We start from the raw sequence: 20173 nt of genomic DNA, 5'->3' as shown, positions 1-20173 counted from the left end.
GCCGAGCGGTGCGAACCGCCTCGTCGATGCCCACGACTCGGTCAAGTCTTCATCAAGGTTTGATCACGCGCACGAGCCGGGCCTCAACAGCACCGTGCGCCGGGGTCGGCGTCGTGACGCCGCCGCCAGTAGTCCCGTTCGGAGAGCACCGGCTCGCCGGGGTGTGCGCGGTGACGGTAGTCCAGGTATTGGCGGTAATGGTTGTCGCCGAGCAGGCTCGCCCAATACCAGCGAACCTGACGGACGGCGGCGCGCGCTAACCGGACCGGTGGGCGTCCCATTGCGCCTGGACCCTTCGTTCGGCCGCCGACGGGATCAGCCCGGACGGCGCGAACCGCCGGGAGGGCACCGGTGCGGCTTCGGTGGTCGGTGTGCCGCCGCGGATCGCCCGCAGCGACACCACGATCCCGGTGACGAACACCACGGCGACGACGCTGGCGAAGATCACCGACAGGCTGCCCTGGATGAACGTGTTGCGCACGACGTCATGCAACTGCCCACGCGTGGTCGCCGAACCGTACGACGTCTGGCCGGATCGTTCGGCGGCCCGGTAGGCGAAATGCTGCGTCCAATACCCCAGCCGCGGATCCCCGGAGAAGATCTTCTGCCACGAGGCCGTCATCGTGACCGTCAGATCCCACAACAGCGGAATGCCCGGTATCAGCGCCCATTTGAGGTCGGATCTGCGTCGGGCGCTCTTGATCACGATCACCGTCACTACGGTCAGCGCGATCGCGGCCAGCAACTGGTTGGCGATGCCGAACAGGGGGTAGAGGGTGTTGATCCCGCCGAGCGGATCGGTGATCCCCATCAGCAGGATCGACCCCCACCCGGCTACCACGGCCAGGCTGGCCGCCCACGCGCCGATTCGCCAGCTCGGCTCGGACAACCGTCGTAGCGGCCCGCCGAGGTTGCTCAGCGCGTCGGAGAGCATGAACCGTGCGACCCGGGTCCCGGCGTCGATGGTGGTCAGGATGAACAGCGCCTCGAACATGATCGCGAAGTGATACCAGAAGCCCTTCAACCCCGGCCCGCCGAACACCCGGCCCAGCACGTCGGCCATCCCCAGCGCCAGAGTCGGTGCTCCACCGGTGCGAGAGACGACCGATTGCTCGCCGACGGCGGTGGCCGCCTCGGTGATCTGCGCGGCGGTGATGGGTGTGCCGGTCAGGCCGAGCCCGTTGACGTACTGCGCGGCGCTGGCGGCGGTGCCCCCGGTCGCGGAGACCGGGGCGTTGAGGGTGAAGAACAGGTGCTGGTCGAGGATCGACGCGGTGATCAGCGCCATCACCGCCACGAAGGATTCGGTGAGCATGCCGCCGTAGCCGATCAGGCGCATCTGGCTCTCTTTTTCCAGCAGCTTCGGCGTGGTTCCGGAGGCGATCAGGGAGTGGAATCCCGACAGCGCGCCGCACGCGATCGTGATGAACAGGAAGGGGAACAGCGATCCGGCGAACACTGGTCCGTCGCTGGAGTGGGCGAACTGCGAGATCGCAGGGGCGGACATCACCGGCCGGGCGATCAGGATGCCGATCGCCAGCAGTGCGATGGTGCCGACCTTCATGAACGTCGACAGGTAGTCGCGCGGCGCCAGCAGCAGCCAGACCGGCAGCACCGAGGCAGCGAAGCCGTAGCCGATCACCCACCAGGACAGGGCTATCGGAGACAGGGTGAACCACGCCGCGCCCCATGATGTTTCGGCGACCCACCGGCCGGAGGCGACGGCGAGAAGCAGCAGCACGACGCCGATCAGCGACACCTCCGAGACCCGGCCGGGCCGCAGGAACCTCAGGTAGACGCCCATGAACAGCGCGATCGGGATCGTCATCGCGATCGAGAACACGCCCCACGGACTGACCGCTAGCGCACGCACCACGATCAGTGCCAGCACCGCGATCAGCATCACCATGATGAACAGCACCCCGATGATGGCTGCGGCCCCGCCGATCGGTCCGAGCTCCTCGCGGGCCATCTGCCCCAGTGAGCGGCCCCGCCGTCGCGTCGAGCACCACAGCACCAGGTAGTCCTGCACGCCGCCGGCGACCACCGCGCCGATGATGATCCAGATGGTGCCGGGCAGGTAGCCCACCTGGGTCGCCAGCACCGGGCCGACCAGCGGTCCGGCGCCGGCGATCGCGGCGAAATGGTGGCCGAACAACACCCGCCGATCGGTGGGCAGGTAGTCGGTGCCGTCCTCGAAGATCTCCGCGGGGGTGGCGTACTCATCGCGCGGCCGAACAAGCTTCCGCTCGATGAACCTTGCGTAGCAACGGAATCCGATGATGTAGCTGCACAGGGCTGCCACCACGAACCACACCGCGTTCACCGACTCGCCGCGGGCGAAGGCGATCACCGCCCACGCCAGTGCGCCGGCGACGGCAAGCGCGCCGAGCACGGCCTTACCGCGCGCGGAGATAGGCGAACGATCGATGACGGCCACGGCGGGAAGCTCGGCATCGGTGTGCAGATAACTCACCGGTCCGTCGCATCTCTCGACCAGCTGCGTGGGCGTCGAGGGTGCGGCCACGGCGACCTCCTGTCAGGCCCACCGGATGCCCGAGTGGCGGTGGGTTCCGAGCGGAACGATAGTTTGTTTGGCGATAGTCAAGTACTTGCTTACAGGAGTTCGCATGGAGATCAGCGGTAAGAAGGTCGTCATCGTCGGCGGTGCCTCGGGTATGGGTCGCGCAACAGCGGAGCTGTTGGCCTCGCGCGGGGCGGACGTCGCCGTGCTCGACCGCGAGGGCTCGGAGGGCAAAGAGGTGGCGGCCGGATTCGGCGGGACCTTCCTCCCCGTCGACATCACCGACTTCGACGCCGCGGAGAAGACCCTGGCCGCAGCGGTCGCCGGCCTGGGCGGTCTACACGTCATCGTCACCACCGCCGGCGGCGGAATCGCCAAGCGCACGCTGTCCAAGTCCGGCCCGCACGACCTGGAGTCGTTCCGGTCGGTGATCGACCTGAACCTGGTCGCCACCTTCAACCTCAACCGGCTGGCCGCGGCGCACATGAGCACCAACGAGCCCGAAGACGAGGAGCGCGGCGTCATCATCAACACCGCCTCGATCGCGGCGTTCGAGGGCCAGATCGGTCAGGTCGCCTACACCGCCGCCAAGGCGGGCATCGCCGGCATGGCCCTGACCATGGCCCGCGACCTGGGCTCGGTGGGCATCCGGGTGCTGGCGATCGCCCCGAGCCTGTTCGCCACCGGCCTGACCAAGGGCATCCCGGAGGAATTCGCCAGCGCCCTGACCAAAGACGCGGCGTTCCCCAAGCGTCTCGGCCGGCCCGAGGAATTCGCCAAGCTGGCCGCCGCCGTCATCGACAACCCGATGCTCAACGGCCAATGCCTGCGGCTGGACGCCGGACAACGCTTCGCTCCCAAGTAAATACAACCCAGGAGGCCTCCCATGGGCATCGCAGTAACCGAAGACCACCGCGAACTGGCCGAGGTGGCCCGCGGATTCCTGAACGCGCAGCAGGCCCGGTCCGCGGCGCGTGCCCTGCTGGACGACAGCGCCGAAGAGACCCGGCCGCCGTTCTGGGACGAGCTGGCCTCGCTGGGCTGGCTGGGCCTGCACATCGACGAGCAGTACGGCGGTTCGGGCTTCGGGCTGCCGGAGCTGGTGGTGGTGATCGAGGAACTGGGCCGGGCCGTGGCGCCGGGACCTTTCGTGCCGACCGTCATCGCCTCGGCCGTGATCGCCGCTGCCGGCACCGCCGAGCAGCAGGCCCGGTTGCTGCCCGGCCTGATCGACGGTTCGGTGACGGCTGGGGTGGGCTTCGCCGGCGACGTCGCCCTCGACGGCGGGGTGGCCTCCGGGGACGCCGGGATCGTGCTCGGCGCGGGGCTGGCTGACCTGTTGCTGGTCGCCGCCGGTGAGGATGTGCTGATCCTGGAGCGCGACCGGGCCGGGGTGAACGTCGACGTGCCTGGAAACGTGGATCGGACCCGGCGCTCCGGGCGGGTCACGCTGACCGGCGTGGGAGTCAGCGCCGACGACGTGCTGGCCGGCGCGCGCGAGTCGGCGCTGGCGCGCGCGCGGGTATTGCTGGCGGCCGAAGCCGTCGGCGGCGCGGCCGACTGCACGGATGCGGCCGTCGAGTACGCCAAGGTGCGCGAACAGTTCGGCCGGACCATCGCGACGTTCCAGGCGATCAAGCATCACTGCGCGAACATGCTGGTGGGCGCAGAGGCTGCCACCGCCGCGGTCTGGGACGCCGCGCGCGCCGACGGCGAGGACGAGTTCGCCTTCCGCCTGGCCGCCGCGGTCGCCGCCACCCTGGCGTTCCCCGCCTACGTGCGCAACGCGGAGCTGAACATTCAGGTGCACGGGGGCATCGGCTACACCTGGGAGCACGACGCGCACCTGCACCTGCGTCGCGCCCTGGCGGTGCAGGCGCTGTTCGGCGGCGACGCGCCGGCCCTGGCGGTGTTCGAGAGCGCCGCGGCCGGCATCACCCGGGCCAACAGCCTCGACCTGCCGCCCGAGGCCGAGGAGATGCGTACCCGCATCCACGCCGATGCCGTGGAGATCGCCGCACTGGCGCCCGACGCGCAGCGCGACCAGCTGATCGCGACCGGCTACGTGATGCCGCACTGGCCCAAGCCGTGGGGCCGGGCCGCCGACGCCGTCGAGCAGGTGGTGATCGAGCAGGAGTTCACCGCTGCCGGCGTGCAGCGGCCCGAGTACTCGATCACCGGCTGGGTGATCCTGACCCTGATCCAGGAAGGCACCGCGTCGCAGATCGAGCGGTTCGTGGAGAAGGCACTGCGCCAGGAGGAGATCTGGTGCCAGCTGTTCTCCGAGCCGGGTGCCGGCTCGGATGCGGCAGCGGTGAAGACCAAGGCGGTGCGGGTTGACGGTGGTTGGAAGATCACCGGCCAGAAGGTGTGGACTTCTGGTGCACAGCTGTGCCGGCGTGGGCTGGCCACCGTGCGCACCGACTTCGAGGTGCCCAAGCACGCCGGCATCACCATGGTGATCGTCGATATGGAGGCGCCCGGCGTCGAGGTGCGACCGCTGCGCCAGATCACCGGTGGTTCGGAGTTCAACGAGGTGTTCTTCAACGACGTCTTCATCCCCGACGAGGACGTCGTCGGCGAGATCAACGGCGGCTGGAAGGTGGCCCGCGCCACCCTGGGCAATGAGCGGGTCAGCATCGGCGGCGGCGGCTCCTACACCGCCGGCGTCGACCAGCGGCTGATCGCGCTGGCGCAGCAGCACCGGAATTCGGTGGCCGACGCCGAGGTCCGGGTCGGCCGCTTCGTCGCCGACGAGCACGCGCTGCGCCTGCTGAACCTGCGCCGTGCGGCGCGCAGCATCGCCGGCGCGGGTCCCGGCCCGGAGGGCAACGTCACCAAACTCAAGCTCGCCGAGCACATGGGCGACGGCGCGGCCATCGGGGCGGCGTTGCTGGGGTCCGACGTCGCGCTGGATGACGGGCCGGGTGCGATGGCGGCCCGGATGGTGATGGGCGCGCGCGGCATCGCGATCGCCGGCGGGACCTCGGAGGTGACCCGCAACCAGATCGCCGAGCGGATTCTGGGGATGCCCCGCGACCCGCTGATCAAGTAGCGTTTCGGGGGTAAACCCCTCCGCGAGCGTGCAGAAGAGTCCGCCAAAGTCCCTGGTGGCGGCGAACTTTTCTGCACGGTCGCCAGTTAGGAGGCGCTGGATGGCAACCGTCGCAGACCACGTCATCGCCACCCTGCAGAGCAGCGGGGTGCACCGCGTGTACGGCATCCCGGGGGACAGTCTCAACGGCTTCACCGATGCGATCCGCCGGGCCGGCGATTTCAGCTGGGAACAGGTTCGCCACGAGGAGACCGCAGCATTCGCCGCTGCCGCTGATGCCGCCCTGACCGGCGGGCTGGCGGTGTGTGCCGGCAGTTGCGGTCCTGGCAACCTGCACCTGATCAACGGGCTGTTCGACGCGCACCGAAGCCGGGTGCCGGTGCTGGCGATCGCCGCCCATATCCCGCTGGCCGAGATCGGCTCGGACTACTTCCAGGAAACCCACCCGCAGAACCTGTTTCGCGAGTGCAGCGTCTACTGCGAGCTGATCAGCACTCCCGAACAGGCGCCACGAATCCTGGAGATGGCGATGCGCGCGGCGGTGGAGGAGAGCGGCGTCGCTGTGGTGGTGGTGCCCGGTGAGATCTTCAGCCACCGCCTGGATGCCACCGGTTGGGGGCAGCGTCCGGTGCGGCCGACCGCCTCGGTGTGCCGCCCCGACGAGCGCGGGCTGGCTGCGGCGGCGGGCATGCTCAATACCGCGGACAGGGTCACCATCCTGGCCGGTGCCGGGGTGGCCGGCGCCCACGACCAGGTGATGGACTTGGCGCGCGCCCTGCAGGCACCGGTCGTGCACGCGTTACGCGGCAAGGAATACATCGAGTACAACAATCCTCACGACGTGGGCATGACGGGACTGCTCGGATTCGCGTCCGGCTACAAGGCGATCGCCGAAGCCGACCTGCTCCTGATGCTGGGCACTGACTTTCCCTACCAGCAGTTCTATCCCGATCGCGCGCAGATCATCCAGGTCGACATCCGCGGCCGAAACCTGGGTCGGCGCACCCCGATCGATCTGGGGCTGCGCGGCACGGTGGCCGACACCGTCGCCGCACTGCGGCCGCTGTTGGCGCCCAAGACCGACCGCACCCATCTGGAGCGGTCGCTGCGGCACTACGCCAAGACCCGACGACGGCTGGACTCGTTGGCGGCCAACGACCGGGACCGGACCCCGATCCGGCCGGAATATGTTGCCGCGGTGGCTAATCGACTGGCCGATGACGATGCGGTGTTCACCGTCGACGTCGGTTCCCCGGTGGTGTGGGCGGCACGGTATGTGACCATGAACGGACGACGGCGGCTGATCGGCTCGTTCAACCACGGCACCATGGCGTGCGCACTGCCGCATGCGATCGGCGCGCAGACCGCCGATCGGGGCCGGCAGGTGATCGGGCTGGCCGGCGACGGCGGGCTGGCGATGATGTTCGGGGAGCTGCTCACGCTGAGGCAGAACCGGCTGCCGGTCAAGATGATCGTGTTCAACAACTCGTCGCTGAACTTCGTCGAACTGGAGATGAAGGCCGCCGGCATCGTCAATTTCGGCACCGAGCTGGACAACCCCGACTTCGGCGCGGTAGCGACAGCGCTGGGCATGTTCGGGAGACGGGTGGAACAGCCCGCCGATTTGGAAGCGGCCCTCACCGAGGCGTTCGCCTACGATGGCCCGGCCGTCGTCGACGTCGTCACCGCCCGCCAGGAACTGTCGATCCCGCCGGCGATCACCGCCGAGCAGGCCAAGGGATTCTCGCTCTATGCGATCCGGACCATCCTGGCCGGCCGCGCCGACGAGTTGCTCGACCTGATGACCACGAATGTGGCCCGGCGCATCCTGGACTGATGCACGCCAGCGCCCCGCCCCTCCCTGCCGAGGGTGCAGAAATGTTCGGCTTCACCTGGGACTTTGGCGGACACTTCTGCACCCTCGCGCCTAAGGGGGGCGTGGGATTACAGCGGGCGCAACATGATCGGCATGCCGTCCATCGGGATGGGCATGCCGCCGTAGTCCCAGCGCGGCTGGTATCCGGGGCGGGCGAGTTCGATGCGGTAGCGGCGCAGCATCCGGTGTAGGACGGTCTTGACCTCGAGGCGGCCGTAGTTCATCCCGATGCACTTGTGCGCGCCGCCGCCGAACGGCGCGAAGGCGTAGCGGTGCTTCTTGTGCTCGGCACGCGGCTCCAGGAAGCGTTCCGGGTCGAATTGCCTTGGGTTGGTGTAGATCTCGGGCAGCCAGTGGTTCATGCCCGGCCAGGTGATCACGTAGCTTTCGGCCGGAATGTAATGCCCCAGCAGGTCGGTGTCACGCACGGCTTGACGCATGTTGAAACCCAGCGGGGTGACCAGTCGCAGGGACTCGTCCATCACCAGGTCCAGGGTTTCCAGCTTCTCCAGCGACTCTATGTCCAGCGGCCCGTCGCCGTGCCGATCCGATTCTTCGCGGGCCCGGTCCTGCCACTGCGGGTTGGCGGCCAGGTTGTACACCATGCTGGTCAACGTTGACGTCGTGGTGTCGTGCGCGGCCATCATCAAGAAGATCATGTGGTTGACGATGTCTTCGTCGCTGAAGGTGTTGCCGTCGTCGTCGGCCGTGTGGCACAACACCGTCAGCATGTCGGTGCCCTCGACCTTGCGGCGGTCGGCGACGCGGGCGTAGAAGTACTCCTCGAGCACCTTGCGGCCCTGCATGCCCTGCCACCACTTGAACGGTGGCATCGCGGTCCGCACCAGTGCGCCGCCCGCGCGGATGGTCTGCTCGAAGGCGTGGTTGACCTTGGCCAGCTGGCGGTGATCGGCGCCCAGGTCGTGGCCCATGAAGACCACCGAGGCCACGTCCAGCGTCAGTTCCTTGGCTGCCGGATGGAACAGGAATCGGGCGTCGTCGGTGGGCCAGTCGGCCACCAGCGCGGTGGCCACCTTGTCCATGTCCTCGACGTAGCTGGCCAGCCGTGGCCGGGTGAACGCGCCCTGCAGAATCCGCTTGTGCCCCAGGTGCTCCTCGAAGTCGAGCAGCATCAGCCCGCGGTTGAAGAACGGCCCGATGACCGGGATCCAGCCGGTGGTGGAGTAGTCCTTGTTCTTGTTGGCGAAGATCGTCTGCGTGGCGTCGGGCCCGAGCGCGACGATCGAGCTCAGGATCGGTGACTCGGCCAGGTAGACCGGGCCGTACTTCTCGTAGAGGTGCAGGCAGAAGTCCGGCCCACCCCGGAACATCTCGATGATGTGGCCGAGCAGTGGAAGGCCCGAATCGCCCATCACCGGCTTGAGGCCGCTGCCCGGCGGTGGGTCGGCCAGCGTCTTCTGCGGCCAGTTCGCATTCAGCAACCGCTTCTCGATCCGGCCCAGGCCGGGGATGGTGTTCAGGGTGGGGACGAATCGGCGCCGGGCTTGGTCGAGGAGATAGTGCGGGGTGCTGATAGTGGTCACAGACGCTCCTTGCCGGGCTGGATAACTGTGGTGGCGGTCACGCCGCCCCTAATCCTCAGATTAAAATTGACGCGTGTCAAGTTTGAATCCGGCGCGGCGTGGTGCAAGGTTCTTCGGGTGAGCAACCAGCACGACGCGGAGGAGCAGGCTTCCGGTGGCCTCCCCGTCCGGCGCGGCGACAAGCAGCGTCAGGCGATTGTGCAGGCAGTGCGGGATCTGCTGGAGGAGAAGCCGTTCGCGGAGCTGTCGGTCAGCACCATCAGCGACCGGGCCGGTGTTGCGCGCTCGGGGTTCTATTTCTACTTCGACTCCAAATACGCCGTCCTGGCCCAGATCATGGCCGAGGCGACCCGCGAGCTCGAAGAGCTCACCCACTACTTCGCGCCTCGCGGCGCCGACGAGTCCACCGCGGCGTTCGCCGAGCGCATGGTGGGCAGTGCGGCCGCGGTCTACGCCCACAACGATCCGGTGATGTCGGCGTGCAACGCCGCCCGCAACAGCGACGCCGAGATCCGGGAGTTGCTCGACGCCCAGATCGACGCGGTGATCAACCAGATCGTCGGTGTGGTCAACGACGAGATCGCTGCGGGCACCGCGCACCCGATCAGCGACGACATTCCGACTTTGGTCCGAACCCTTGCCGCGACCACCGCGTTCATGCTCGCCGGCGAGACCGCCTACGTGGGGCCCGACGGTGACGTGTCCCGCGGCGTGCGGGTGCTCGAAGCGTTGTGGCGCAATGCGCTGTGGGGCGGCGCGCGGGACTGAATCACCGGTCGGCGGTACCGGCGGGCCGATGCGGCGGTCCCAGCTTCGGCTCTCCTTCGTCGAGCCTCGCTGAACCGCCGGTATCGTCTGCGTCCATGACACGTGTAGCGCAGCACTACCGGGGTAAGCGGTGCTTCATCACCGGAGCAGCCAGCGGGATCGGCCGGGCCACCGCATTGCGGCTGGCCGAGTTGGGGGCCGAGCTGTACCTGACCGACCGCAACGAAGAGGGCCTGGCCGAGACGGTTGCCGACGCACGCGCCCTGGGCGCGGCGGTACCCGAGCATCGCAGCCTCAACATCGCCGACTACGACGAGGTAGCCGCGTTCGGCGCCGACATCCACGCCCGCCACGGCGCGATGGACGTCGTGATGAACATCGCCGGGGTGTCGGCGTGGGGGACCGTCGACCAGCTGAGCCACGAGCAGTGGCGCAAGATGGTCGACATCAACCTGATGGGGCCGATCCACGTCATCGAGACGTTCCTGCCGCCGATGGTCGCCGGCCGTCGCGGCGGTCACCTGGTCAACGTGTCCTCGGCCGCCGGCATCGTCGCCTTGCCCTGGCACGCGGCCTATTCCGCCAGCAAGTACGGCCTGCGCGGGGTCTCCGAAGTGCTGCGGTTCGACCTGGCCCGGCACAAGATCGGGGTATCGGTGGTGGTGCCCGGCGCGGTCAAGACAGGGCTGGTCAACACCGTCGAGATCGCCGGCGTGGACCGCGAAGACCCGCACGTGGAGAAATGGGTGGGCCGCTTTGCCGGCCATGCCGTGTCCCCGGAGAAGGCGGCGGACAAGATCCTGGCCGGGGTGGCGCGCAACCGCTACCTGATCTACACCTCCGGTGACATCCGGGCCCTGTATGCGTTCAAACGGCTGGCCTGGCTGCCCTACAGCGTGGCCATGCGTCAGGCCAACGTGTTGTTCAGTCGGGCGCTGCGGCCCGGTCGGGTCTAACGGCTGCCCCAGTGCCAGGCCGGGGCGTCGAGCAGGCCCTGGCCGTTGACGCGGGTCTCGCCGAAATCCCGCACGAGTTCGATCGCGCCGCCGTCGGTGTCCAGGCCTTCCCGCAGCGTCGGCGCATGGGTGATGACGACGACCTGGGTCTGTTGTGCGGCCGAGCGGATCAACCCGGCCAACGGGGCGACCAGCTCGGGATGCAGGGACGTCTCGGGCTCGTTGAGCACCATCAACGACGGCGGCTGCGGGCTGGTCAGCGCCGCGGCCCACAGCAGAAACCGCAGGGTGCCATCGGACAACTCCGCCGCCCGCAGCGGCCGCAGCATCCCGCGCTGGTGCAATTGCAGATCGAACAGCCCGTCGTGCACCGCGACGGACAAGGCGGCGCCGTCGAACGCGGCGGCCACCGCACGATGCAGGTCCTCGCTGCCTGACTCGATGATGGTCTGCACCGCTGCGGCCAGGTCCGCGCCGTCGTCGCCGAGCACCGGGGTGCGGGTGCCGACGTGCCGCCGGCGGGCCGGCGCGCCCGCGTCGACCCGGAATCCGTCGTAGAAACGCCAGCCGCGCAAGCGATCCCGGACCGCCGAGAGCTCGGGATGCGTGCCGGAGTGGGCGAATTCGGCCAGCACACTGCGATAGGTCGGCAGGCTGCGGGACAGCTCCTCGAAGCCGTCACCGCCATTGGCCTCGGCCAGGCCCCGGGTGCGACGGACCAGGGTCGCGGCCGGGCGCGGCACCGGCCCGGCGAACACGGTCTCCCGCTTGATCTCCGGGTCATGGGCGAAGGCGGAGGCGTGCCCGGGATCCTGCGGCAGACCCAGATCGACCAGGTAGCCGAAGTCGTCGGAGGCGAAGCCCATCTCCAGGGAGACCGGGCGGCTGCGAACGGTGCCCTGGGTGGTTCCGCTGCGCCGTGCCTCGCCGAGTTGCTCCGGGCCCGCCCACAGCACCGACTCCAGGCCGCCCTCACGTGCCAGTGAACCGATCACCTCACCGCGGCCGCAGTCGGCCAACAGTCGCAGCGCCCGATACAGCGACGACTTGCCGGTGCCGTTGGCGCCGGTCACGACGGTCAGCGGGCTCAACGGCAACACCAGGTCGCGCAGTGAGCGGTAGCCCCGCACGGCCAGCGTCGACAGCATGCCCGGCAGGCTATCCCTCAGCGGTGACACAGCGGCGGCGGGACACGATGGCGAGCATGCTGGGTGCTGACACGACGAACCGGGAGGTCAGGTGAGCGGCACGACGAGTGGGGTGCGGGCCATCATCGAGCGGCTGCGGCCACTGCAAGCCGGTGTCCGCAGTCGGTCGGCGCTGGCCGCCGCGGTGGTGATGACCCTGTGCCTGGCGGTCGCCGGCGCCGTCCTGCTGGTGGTGCTGTACCGGTCGCTGGAATCGACCGCCGAGACCGCGGCCGGACTGCGTGCCGAACGCATCGCCGCCGCCTTGGCCTCCGATGACCTCGACGACCTGGATTCGACGCTGTTGGCCACCGATGGACAGATCGGTGTCGTGCAGGTGGTCGGGCAGGCCAGCGTGATCCGGGCCGCCTCCAACGGCGCTCCCCGGTCGCCGCTGGCCGTGGTGCACCTCGATGACGGCCAAGCGCGTTACCTGGGTCGCGTCGAAACGCCTGCCGGCGTGGAGTATTGGGTGTCGGCCCGCGGCGCTGCCGCCGATGGGGAGCCCGTCACCATTCTGGTGGCGGTGAACCGCGAACCGGTCGAGTCGATCGTGGCGAAGGTGGGGGTTCTGCTCGCCCTCGGCGCGCCGTTGCTGGTCGCCCTGGTGGCGGTGGGCACCTACCGGCTGGTGGGCGCGGCGCTGCGGCCGGTGGAGGCCATCCGCGCCCGGGTGGCCTCGATCTCGAGTGCCGACCTCACCGAGCAGGTGCCCGTTCCGCGAACCGGTGACGAGATCGCCGAGTTGGCGACGACGATGAACGCCATGTTGGCCCGGCTGGAGCACGGCCGGGCCGCCCAGCTGCGCCTGGTCAGCGATGTCTCGCATGAGCTGCGCAGTCCGCTGGCGACCATCACCACCGCGCTCGAGCTGGCGGCCGGCCGGCCGGAGCTGATGGATCGCGACCTGATCGACGAATCGCTGCTGCCGGAGTCGCGCCGGATGAGTGAGCTGATCGAAGACCTACTGCTGCTGGCCCGTTCCGACGAGGGCGCACTGGGGTTGCGTCGCGACGACGTCGACATCGACGATCTGCTGGCGGCCGAGGCGAGCCGGCTGGACGGCGAAGTCGAGGTGGTGACCGATATCCGGGCGTGCCGGGTGGTGGGGGACACCGCGGCCCTGTCCCGGGTGATCCGCAACCTGGTCGACAATGCGGCCCGCTACGCCCGCACCACGGTGACGCTGACCTGCCGTACCGAGCCGGGGCGTGTCCTCGTCACGGTGGCCGATGACGGCCCCGGAATCCCGGTCGACGACCGGAGCCGGGTCTTCGAACGGTTCGTCCGGCTCGACGCCGCCCGGACCAGGGCGTCCGGTGGAACCGGGCTCGGTCTGGCGATCGTCGACGAAGTGGTGCGTTCCCACCACGGCACCGTCACCGTCGGCGACGCGCCCGGCGGCGGGGCGGTGTTCACCGTCGCACTGCCGCAACAGGATCCGCCCGATCAGCCGTCGGTGTCGGAGCACAGCCGGTAGCCGGCGCCGCGCACCGTCTCGATGGTGGCCAGCCCGAACGGCGCGTCGATCTTGCGGCGCAGGTAGCCGATGTAGACCTCGACGACGTTGTCGTCGCCGGAGTAGTTCGTATCCCACACCGACCGCAGGATCTCGGACTTGGTGACGACGTCACCGCGATGCCGCAGCAGGAAGTGCAGCACGCCGAACTCCCGCGGTGTCAGGCTGAGCACGGTGTCGCCCCGGGTCACCCGGCGCCGCGCCGGATCCAGCGTGAGTGTTCCCGCGGTGAGCACCGTCGGACGCTCCGGGGCGCCGCGGCGCATCAACGCGCGCAACCGCGCCACCAGGACCACGAACGAGAACGGCTTGGTCAGGTAGTCGTCGGCACCGATGTCGAAGGCGTCGGCCAGGTCGTATTCGCCGTCCTTGGCAGACAGCATCAGCACCGGCGTCCAGACCTGCTGCTCCCGCAGCTCGCGGAGCACCTGGTAGCCGCTGAGGCCGGGCAGCATGATGTCGAGCACGATCACGTCGTACTCGCCGGCGAGGGCGGCCTCCAGGCCCTCGGCGCCGTCGTGTTCGACATCGACGACGAATCCCTCGCTGACCAGCCCCCGGCGCACCGTCTCGGCCAGCCGGGTCTCGTCTTCGACCAGCAGTATCCGCACGACACCAGTACAGCAGAGCCCGACCAGCGGGTTCGCCGCGTTCTCAGCGCCACCACAGCGCCCGCCCGACAAGCTGGCGACATGACCACCAACCCGGACATCCTGATCGCCACGTTCGGGCTGCTGGGGGTGCTGGCCGTGGTGTTCATCGAAACCGGGCTGCTGGTGGGGTTCTTCCTACCCGGCGACTCGCTGCTGTTCACCGCCGGCGTCCTCGCCGCTCAACCGCACTCCGCCGTCCCGCTGTGGCTGCTACTGCTCACCATCCCGCTGGCCGCGGTAGCCGGCGACCAGTGCGGATATCTCATCGGGGCCAAGGCCGGACCAGCGGTGCTGGAACGCCCCGGTGCCCGACGACTCGGCCGGCAGTACATCGCCCGGGCCCGGAACTACTTCGAGACTCGCGGCGCGCTGACGGTGCTGCTGGCGCGCTTTGTGGCCGTGGTGCGCACGCTGACCCCGGTGATGGCGGGCGCATCCGGGATGCCGCACCGAACCTTCACCGCCTACAGCGTCGCCGGATCGGTGCTGTGGGGCGCCGGAGTCCCTTTGCTGGGATACCTGCTGGGGGGAATCGCGTTCGTCCAGGGCCACATCGACCTGATCCTGTTGACGGTCGTTGTGGTGTCGGTGGTGCCGGTGGTGCTGGGCGTTCTCGGTGGACGCCTGCGCCGCAAGTGCCCCGAGGTCCCGGCCGAGGCCGCCGAGCTCGCGGAACCGGTGCTGGCCGGCAGCCGCTGACCGCTGCCGCGCGGGCTTTGCTGGGGCGCGACGGCCGGCCGGTCACCGCCGGCGTTGTCGGTGGCAGGTGGTAGACCTGCGTGTTATGAGCGGCAGATGGCCTGATTGTGAGATGCGACACGCCGACGGCCTGCGCGCCACATGGTCACAACCAGCGAATTTCAAGAATGTTGTTCAGAACATCTGGTATCTGTACCGCCACCCGACCACTAGGTGTAGTGTTCGTGAAACCGACAGGCCCGGGATTTTCCGGCCATCCGGGCCGCGGCAACCGGCATCGATCTGGTGCCCTGCCACGGCTGGGGGAGCTGGAGAATCGAAGTCTTGGCGGCCTGTTGAACCTAGTACCGATCCATCATCCGTTCGTTGTCCAGGATTCGCTGAGGAGTCTGCCGCATGAGCATCACCGTCTACACCAAGCCCGCCTGCGTGCAGTGCAACGCCACCTACAAAGCGTTGGACAACCAGGGCATCGCCTACGAGGTCGTCGACATCTCGATGGACTCCGAGGCGCGTGACTACGTGATGGCGCTGGGCTACCTGCAGGCCCCGGTGGTCGTCGCCGGCGACGAGCACTGGTCGGGATTCCGGCCGGACCGCATCAAGTCGCTGGCCCAGACCGCACTCAGCGCATAACTGGCCGCCGGTCGGGTGCGGGTGGAGTCTGACTGAGAGCTGAAGGAGGTCGCCGTGGCTGCCGATCCGCAATGCAACCTGGTGTACTTCTCCTCGGTCTCGGAGAACACTCACCGCTTTGTGCAGAAGCTGAACCTGCCGGCCATCCGGATTCCGCTGCACGGCAACATCGAGGTTGACCAGCCGTTCGTGCTGGTTCTACCCACCTACGGCGGCGGCCACAAGCGGCCCGACATCAGCGATGCCAGGTATGTGCCCAAACAGGTCATCGCGTTTTTGAACAACGAACACAACCGGTCGCTGCTGCGCGGGGTGATCGCCGCCGGCAACAACAACTTCGGCACCGAGTTCTGCTACGCCGGCGACGTCGTCGCCCGCAAGTGCGGAGTGCCGTATCTGTACCGATTCGAATTGATGGGAACCGACGAGGACGTCCAAACCGTCCGCGCGGGCTTGGCCGAATTCTGGAAGGACGAGGAATGCCACCAACCGTTGCAACTGCAGAGCAGGTAACCGAAACCAATCACGGTGCTGCGGTGGGAGAGCTGGATTACCACGCGCTCAACGCGATGCTCAACCTGTACGACGGCGACGGCAGGATCCAGTTCGACAAGGATGTGCTGGCTGCCCGCCAGTACTTCCTGGAGCACGTCAACCAGAACACGGTGTTCTTCCACAATCAGGACGAGAAGCTGGACTACCTCGTTCAGAAGGACTACTACGAGCGCGAGGTGCTTGACCAGTACTCGCGAAACTTCGTCAAGTCGCTGCTGGACCGGGCCTACGCCAAGAAGTTCCGGTTCCCGACGTTCCTGGGGGCGTTCAAGTACTACACCTCCTACACGCTGAAAACCTTTGACGGCAAGCGTTATCTGGAGCGGTTCGAAGACCGGGTGTGCATGGTTGCGTTGACCTTGGCCGCCGGTGACACCAAGCTGGCCGAGCAACTGGTCGAGGAGATCATCGACGGCCGCTTCCAGCCGGCCACGCCGACGTTTTTGAACTCCGGCAAGAAGCAGCGCGGCGAGGCGGTCAGCTGCTTCCTGCTGCGCATTGAGGACAACATGGAGTCGATCGGCCGGTCGATCAACTCCGCGCTGCAGCTGTCCAAGCGCGGCGGGGGAGTGGCGTTGCTGCTGAGCAACATTCGTGAGCACGGCGCGCCGATCAAGAACATCGAGAACCAGTCCTCGGGCGTCATCCCGATCATGAAGCTGCTGGAGGACTCGTTCTCCTACGCCAACCAGCTCGGTGCCCGCCAGGGTGCGGGCGCGGTGTACCTGCACGCCCACCATCCCGACATCTATCGGTTCCTGGACACCAAGCGGGAGAACGCCGACGAGAAGATCCGGATCAAGACGCTGAGCCTGGGCGTGGTGATTCCCGACATCACCTTCGAGCTGGCCAAGAAGAACGAGGACATGTACCTGTTCTCGCCGTATGACGTGGAGAAGGTCTATGGCGTGCCGTTCGCCGACGTCTCGGTCAGCGAGAAGTACTACGAGATGGTGGACAACTCGGCGATCCGCAAGACCAAGATCAAGGCGCGCGAGTTCTTCCAGACCTTGGCCGAGTTGCAGTTCGAGTCGGGCTACCCCTACATCATGTTCGAGGACACGGTGAACCGGGCGAACCCGATCGAAGGCAAGATCACCCATTCGAACCTGTGCTCGGAGATCCTGCAGGTCTCCACGCCGTCGGTGTTCAACGAGGACCTGTCCTACGCCAAGGTGGGCAAGGACATCTCCTGCAACCTCGGCTCGCTGAATATCGCCAAGGCGATGGACTCGCCGGACTTCGGTCAGACCATCGAGGTCGCGATCCGCGCGCTGACCGCGGTGTCGGATCAGACCCACATCTGGTCGGTGCCGTCGATCGAGCAGGGCAACAACGACTCGCACGCTATCGGGTTGGGCCAGATGAACCTGCACGGGTACCTGGCCCGGGAGCGCATCTTCTACGGCTCGGAAGAGGGCATCGACTTCACCAACATCTACTTCTACACGGTGCTCTATCACGCACTGCGGGCCTCGAATCGTCTTGCCCTGGAACGGGGTCAGACGTTCAAGGGCTTCGAGAAGTCCAAGTACGCCTCGGGTGAGTTCTTCGACAAGTACACCGAGCAGATCTGGGAGCCCAAGACGGCACGCGTGCGTGAGCTGTTCGCCGACGCGGGCATCCGGATCCCCGACCAGAACGACTGGCTCCGATTGAAGGATGCCGTGCAGGCTCATGGGATCTACAACCAGAACCTGCAGGCCGTTCCGCCGACCGGATCGATCTCCTACATCAACCACTCGACGTCGTCGATCCACCCGATCGTGGCGCGGGTGGAGATCCGCAAGGAAGGCAAGATCGGCCGGGTCTACTATCCGGCGCCCTACATGACCAACGACAACCTGGAGTACTACCAGGACGCCTATGAGATCGGCTACGAGAAGATCATCGACACCTACGCCGCGGCCACCCAGCACGTGGACCAGGGGCTTTCGCTGACGTTGTTCTTCAAGGACACCGCCAGCACCCGTGATGTGAACAAGGCGCAGATCTACGCCTGGCGCAAGGGAATCAAGACGCTCTACTACATCCGGTTGCGGCAGATGGCGCTGGAGGGCACGCAGGTGGAGAACTGCGTCAGCTGCATGTTGTGATGGCTGGTCGCTGACGGCGCGGATCCGGTGGCCGCCGAAAATTTCCTGCTTACCAGGCCTGGCTCCGGCGGCTGCTGGCTAGGTCTTAGGCGCAGGTTCCGATTTTCCGGCCGGGGGGTGATCCATCCCCGCGGGGCACGGTTCGCCGGCGGCGGTGTAGAACGGCTGACCCGACGGGGTGTAGCAGGGTGGCAGGCCGGCGCTCTGCTGTGCGGCGATGTCATCGGTCTGCGCGTGCCGGGTGCCGCGTGGCGCGTCGATCGCACCGCCGACGGCACCGGCAGTGGCGCCTACGACAGCGTCATTCACCAGTGCGCCCAGCAGGCCCGGACCGCAGGGGCCGGGCACGAAGACCGGGCCCAGGACGCCTGGGCAGATCCCGGCGTGCGCCTGCGGCGCCACCGCAGTGGGTACGACGGCCAGGGCTGCGCCCGCGGTGGCGACCGCAGCCAGTAGCAGTGTTACGCGGCGTTTGCCGGGCATGGCATACCTTCCTCTGGTTAGGGGGATTGGCCGCCAGGTTACCCGAAACCGGAATTTGGGCGCTCTAAGTGGCCATCATGACGCCACGAGCCTGATCGCGGACGGCGAGGAGAACCGCAGGGCCGGATCGGTGACCGGGCCGTGCTTCAGACGCGCGATGTCGTCCTCGTAGGCCATCTTGATCGTCCACGGTCCGGTGGTGCCGGCCTTGGGGAACGCGGCGATCTTGCGCTGGATGTAGCCGGAACTCATCTCCAGCATGGGGACGCGCTCCACACCGGACCCGGGCAGGACCGGGGTGACGACCGTGTGGCCATGCGCGTCCATGTGGTCGAGCAGCCGGATCATGTGCGCGCACACCAAGTCCACCTTGAGCGTCCACGCGAGGTTGGTGTAGCCGAACGCGAAGACGAAATTCGGTACCCCGCTGAGCATCATCGCCTTGTAGGCGACGGTGTCGGCGATGTCGACCGGAGCCCCGTCGATGCTCAGTTCGATGCCGCCCAGCGGCAGCAGGTCAAGCCCCGTCGCGGTGACCACGATGTCGGCGTCGAGGTGCTGGCCCGACTTCAGTGCGATGCCGGTTTCGGTGAAGGTGTCGATCTGGTCGGTGGCCACCGAGGCCCGCCCCGACGAGATCGCTTTGAACAGATCACCGTTGGGCACCATGCACAGCCGCTGATCCCACGGGTCGTACTTCGGGCCGAAGTGGGTGTCCACATCGAAGCCCTTCGGCAGCCGCCAGCGCACGTTGGCCATCAGCAGCCGGCGCATCAGCGATGGGGCCCGCATGCAGGCCTTGAACAGGCCCCGGTTGAGTGCGATGTTCTTGCGCCGGGTGATGGCGTAGGCGCGGTGCGGGCCCATCACCTTTTTCAGGGTGTTGGCGATCGCGTCCTCGCCGGGCAGGGAAAACACATAGCTCGGTGAGCGCTGCAGCATCGTGACGTGGGCGGCCGTGCCGGCCATCGCCGGGATCAGGGTTACGGCGGTGGCGCCGCTGCCGATCACCACGACCTTCTTGCCGTGGTAGTCGAGGTCTTCGGGCCAGTGCTGCGGGTGGATCACCTGGCCGCCGAAGTCCTCGATCCCGGGGAACTCCGGGGTGTATCCGGCTTCGTAGTTGTAGTAGCCGGTACCCGAGTAGACGAATTTGGCTGTGTAGGTGGCGGATTGGCCACCGGTGACGGTGTGGATGCTCCAGCGGCCGGTGCGGGTGTCGAAGTCGGCCGAGACCACCTTGGTGTCGAAGCGGATGTGTTCATCGATCCCGTTCTCGGTGACCGCTTCGTTGAGGTAGTCGAGGATGACGTGGGCGTCGGCGATCGACTGCTTGTGGGTCCACGGCTTGAACCCGAAGCCGAACGTGGGCATATCCGAGTCGGAGCGAATTCCGGGGTATTTGAACAGGCTCCAGGTTCCCCCGATGTCTGATCGGCCATCCAGGATCGCGAACGACGTCGCAGGGCGATGCGTCTTCAAGTGGTAGGCGGCGCCGATCCCGGAGATGCCGGCGCCGATGATGACGACATCGAAGTCGGTTTGCGTCGTGCTGTTGGTGGCCATCGGGACTCCTAGTGATCCAGGCTGGTGACAGCAATCACATTATGGATTAATTACTC

17 protein-coding genes are annotated in these 20173 nt (G+C 67.5%); 10 read left to right on the top strand and 7 right to left on the bottom strand.

Translation table 11 applies throughout. The features are described from left to right. Nucleotides 1–83: 83 nt before the first annotated feature. A complete protein-coding gene (locus K6T84_RS18480; protein ID WP_225400366.1) occupies nucleotides 84–281 on the bottom strand; it encodes a YbdD/YjiX family protein in 198 nt (65 codons plus the stop codon). After that, nucleotides 257–2527 carry a carbon starvation CstA family protein gene (locus K6T84_RS18475; protein WP_225400365.1) on the bottom strand — a complete coding sequence of 757 codons (2271 nt, stop codon included), beginning with the start codon at nucleotides 2525–2527 and terminating at the stop codon, nucleotides 257–259. Before K6T84_RS18475 ends, K6T84_RS18480 begins: the two co-directional genes overlap by 25 nt. Nucleotides 2528–2630: 103 nt before the next feature. Between K6T84_RS18475 and K6T84_RS18470 the strand changes: the two genes are divergently transcribed. From K6T84_RS18470 to poxB, 3 genes are all read left to right on the top strand, one after another. Next, a complete protein-coding gene (locus K6T84_RS18470) occupies nucleotides 2631–3389 on the top strand; it encodes an SDR family NAD(P)-dependent oxidoreductase (protein ID WP_329779655.1) in 759 nt (252 codons plus the stop codon). A gap of 21 nt (nucleotides 3390–3410) precedes the next feature. Continuing rightward, the gene (locus tag K6T84_RS18465) at nucleotides 3411–5579 is read left to right on the top strand and encodes an acyl-CoA dehydrogenase family protein (protein WP_224861578.1); all 2169 of its coding nucleotides are present in this window, start codon (nucleotides 3411–3413) and stop codon (nucleotides 5577–5579) included. A gap of 100 nt (nucleotides 5580–5679) precedes the next feature. After that, entirely contained in the window at nucleotides 5680–7416 is a 1737-nt protein-coding gene (poxB, locus tag K6T84_RS18460) for a ubiquinone-dependent pyruvate dehydrogenase (RefSeq protein ID WP_225400364.1), read from the top strand. A gap of 107 nt (nucleotides 7417–7523) precedes the next feature. Here the strand turns inward: poxB and K6T84_RS18455 are convergent, their stop codons facing one another. Continuing rightward, complete coding sequence (locus K6T84_RS18455; RefSeq protein WP_225400363.1) at nucleotides 7524–8999, bottom strand: cytochrome P450; 1476 nt, start codon at nucleotides 8997–8999, stop codon at nucleotides 7524–7526. 117 nt (nucleotides 9000–9116) lie between these two features. On the opposite strand from K6T84_RS18455, the gene K6T84_RS18450 reads away from it, so the two are divergent. Further along, nucleotides 9117–9767, top strand: a complete 651-nt coding sequence (locus tag K6T84_RS18450) for a TetR/AcrR family transcriptional regulator (RefSeq protein ID WP_225400362.1) — start codon at nucleotides 9117–9119, stop codon at nucleotides 9765–9767. 95 nt (nucleotides 9768–9862) lie between these two features. Continuing rightward, nucleotides 9863–10723, top strand: a complete 861-nt coding sequence (locus K6T84_RS18445) for an SDR family oxidoreductase (RefSeq protein ID WP_225400361.1) — start codon at nucleotides 9863–9865, stop codon at nucleotides 10721–10723. Here the strand turns inward: K6T84_RS18445 and K6T84_RS18440 are convergent. Then, nucleotides 10720–11871: an AAA family ATPase gene (locus K6T84_RS18440; RefSeq protein ID WP_225400360.1), complete on the bottom strand. Its 1152-nt coding sequence runs from the start codon at nucleotides 11869–11871 to the stop codon at nucleotides 10720–10722. The genes K6T84_RS18445 and K6T84_RS18440 overlap by 4 nt on opposite strands. Before the next feature lie 190 nt (nucleotides 11872–12061). Between K6T84_RS18440 and K6T84_RS18435 the strand changes: the two genes are divergently transcribed. Then, nucleotides 12062–13390 (top strand): sensor histidine kinase, encoded by a 1329-nt coding sequence (locus tag K6T84_RS18435; RefSeq protein WP_225402037.1) that lies wholly within the window; start codon nucleotides 12062–12064, stop codon nucleotides 13388–13390. Here the strand turns inward: K6T84_RS18435 and K6T84_RS18430 are convergent. Continuing rightward, entirely contained in the window at nucleotides 13360–14040 is a 681-nt protein-coding gene (locus K6T84_RS18430) for a response regulator transcription factor (protein WP_224861562.1), read from the bottom strand. The two genes, K6T84_RS18435 and K6T84_RS18430, sit on opposite strands and share 31 nt — an antisense overlap. Nucleotides 14041–14121: 81 nt before the next feature. On the opposite strand from K6T84_RS18430, the gene K6T84_RS18425 reads away from it, so the two are divergent. The 4 genes from K6T84_RS18425 (at nucleotide 14122) to nrdE (ending at nucleotide 18068) form a co-directional block, all read left to right on the top strand. Further along, nucleotides 14122–14781 carry a DedA family protein gene (locus tag K6T84_RS18425; RefSeq protein WP_225400359.1) on the top strand — a complete coding sequence of 220 codons (660 nt, stop codon included), beginning with the start codon at nucleotides 14122–14124 and terminating at the stop codon, nucleotides 14779–14781. 396 nt (nucleotides 14782–15177) lie between these two features. Then, a complete protein-coding gene (locus K6T84_RS18420; RefSeq protein ID WP_224861558.1) occupies nucleotides 15178–15417 on the top strand; it encodes a redoxin NrdH in 240 nt (79 codons plus the stop codon). A gap of 54 nt (nucleotides 15418–15471) precedes the next feature. Continuing rightward, nucleotides 15472–15930 (top strand): class Ib ribonucleoside-diphosphate reductase assembly flavoprotein NrdI, encoded by a 459-nt coding sequence (gene nrdI, locus K6T84_RS18415; RefSeq protein WP_224861556.1) that lies wholly within the window; start codon nucleotides 15472–15474, stop codon nucleotides 15928–15930. After that, complete coding sequence (gene nrdE, locus K6T84_RS18410) at nucleotides 15897–18068, top strand: class 1b ribonucleoside-diphosphate reductase subunit alpha (protein WP_224861555.1); 2172 nt, start codon at nucleotides 15897–15899, stop codon at nucleotides 18066–18068. The genes nrdI and nrdE overlap by 34 nt, the downstream gene beginning before the upstream one ends. A 78-nt stretch (nucleotides 18069–18146) precedes the next feature. Here the strand turns inward: nrdE and K6T84_RS18405 are convergent, their stop codons facing one another. Together K6T84_RS18405 and K6T84_RS18400 are read right to left on the bottom strand one after the other, a co-directional pair. Then, nucleotides 18147–18551 carry a hypothetical protein gene (locus K6T84_RS18405; protein ID WP_224861553.1) on the bottom strand — a complete coding sequence of 135 codons (405 nt, stop codon included), beginning with the start codon at nucleotides 18549–18551 and terminating at the stop codon, nucleotides 18147–18149. A 75-nt stretch (nucleotides 18552–18626) separates the two neighbouring features. Beyond that, complete coding sequence (locus tag K6T84_RS18400; protein WP_225396675.1) at nucleotides 18627–20117, bottom strand: flavin-containing monooxygenase; 1491 nt, start codon at nucleotides 20115–20117, stop codon at nucleotides 18627–18629. Nucleotides 20118–20173 lie beyond the last annotated feature (56 nt).

Source organism: Mycobacterium zoologicum, assembly GCF_020181635.2.
GTDB classification, from domain to species: Bacteria; Actinomycetota; Actinomycetes; order Mycobacteriales; family Mycobacteriaceae; genus Mycobacterium; species Mycobacterium zoologicum.
Note: the sequence above shows the minus strand (reverse complement) of the source record. Positions and strands in the feature narration are given on the sequence as shown.

What these genes read in the sequence shown, in the direction of transcription:
- K6T84_RS18445 (WP_225400361.1), top strand. Translation starts at nt 9,863, where the DNA reads ATGACACGTGTAGCGCAGCACTACCGGGGTAAGCGGTGCTTCATCACC.
- K6T84_RS18435 (WP_225402037.1), top strand. Translation starts at nt 12,062, where the DNA reads ATGACCCTGTGCCTGGCGGTCGCCGGCGCCGTCCTGCTGGTGGTGCTG.
- nrdE (WP_224861555.1), top strand. Translation starts at nt 15,897, where the DNA reads ATGCCACCAACCGTTGCAACTGCAGAGCAGGTAACCGAAACCAATCAC.
- K6T84_RS18470 (WP_329779655.1), top strand. Translation starts at nt 2,631, where the DNA reads ATGGAGATCAGCGGTAAGAAGGTCGTCATCGTCGGCGGTGCCTCGGGT.
- K6T84_RS18400 (WP_225396675.1), bottom strand. Translation starts at nt 20,117, where the DNA reads ATGGCCACCAACAGCACGACGCAAACCGACTTCGATGTCGTCATCATC.
- K6T84_RS18405 (WP_224861553.1), bottom strand. Translation starts at nt 18,551, where the DNA reads ATGCCCGGCAAACGCCGCGTAACACTGCTACTGGCTGCGGTCGCCACC.
- K6T84_RS18440 (WP_225400360.1), bottom strand. Translation starts at nt 11,871, where the DNA reads ATGCTGTCGACGCTGGCCGTGCGGGGCTACCGCTCACTGCGCGACCTG.
- poxB (WP_225400364.1), top strand. Translation starts at nt 5,680, where the DNA reads ATGGCAACCGTCGCAGACCACGTCATCGCCACCCTGCAGAGCAGCGGG.
- K6T84_RS18465 (WP_224861578.1), top strand. Translation starts at nt 3,411, where the DNA reads ATGGGCATCGCAGTAACCGAAGACCACCGCGAACTGGCCGAGGTGGCC.
- K6T84_RS18420 (WP_224861558.1), top strand. Translation starts at nt 15,178, where the DNA reads ATGAGCATCACCGTCTACACCAAGCCCGCCTGCGTGCAGTGCAACGCC.
- K6T84_RS18480 (WP_225400366.1), bottom strand. Translation starts at nt 281, where the DNA reads ATGGGACGCCCACCGGTCCGGTTAGCGCGCGCCGCCGTCCGTCAGGTT.
- K6T84_RS18425 (WP_225400359.1), top strand. Translation starts at nt 14,122, where the DNA reads ATGACCACCAACCCGGACATCCTGATCGCCACGTTCGGGCTGCTGGGG.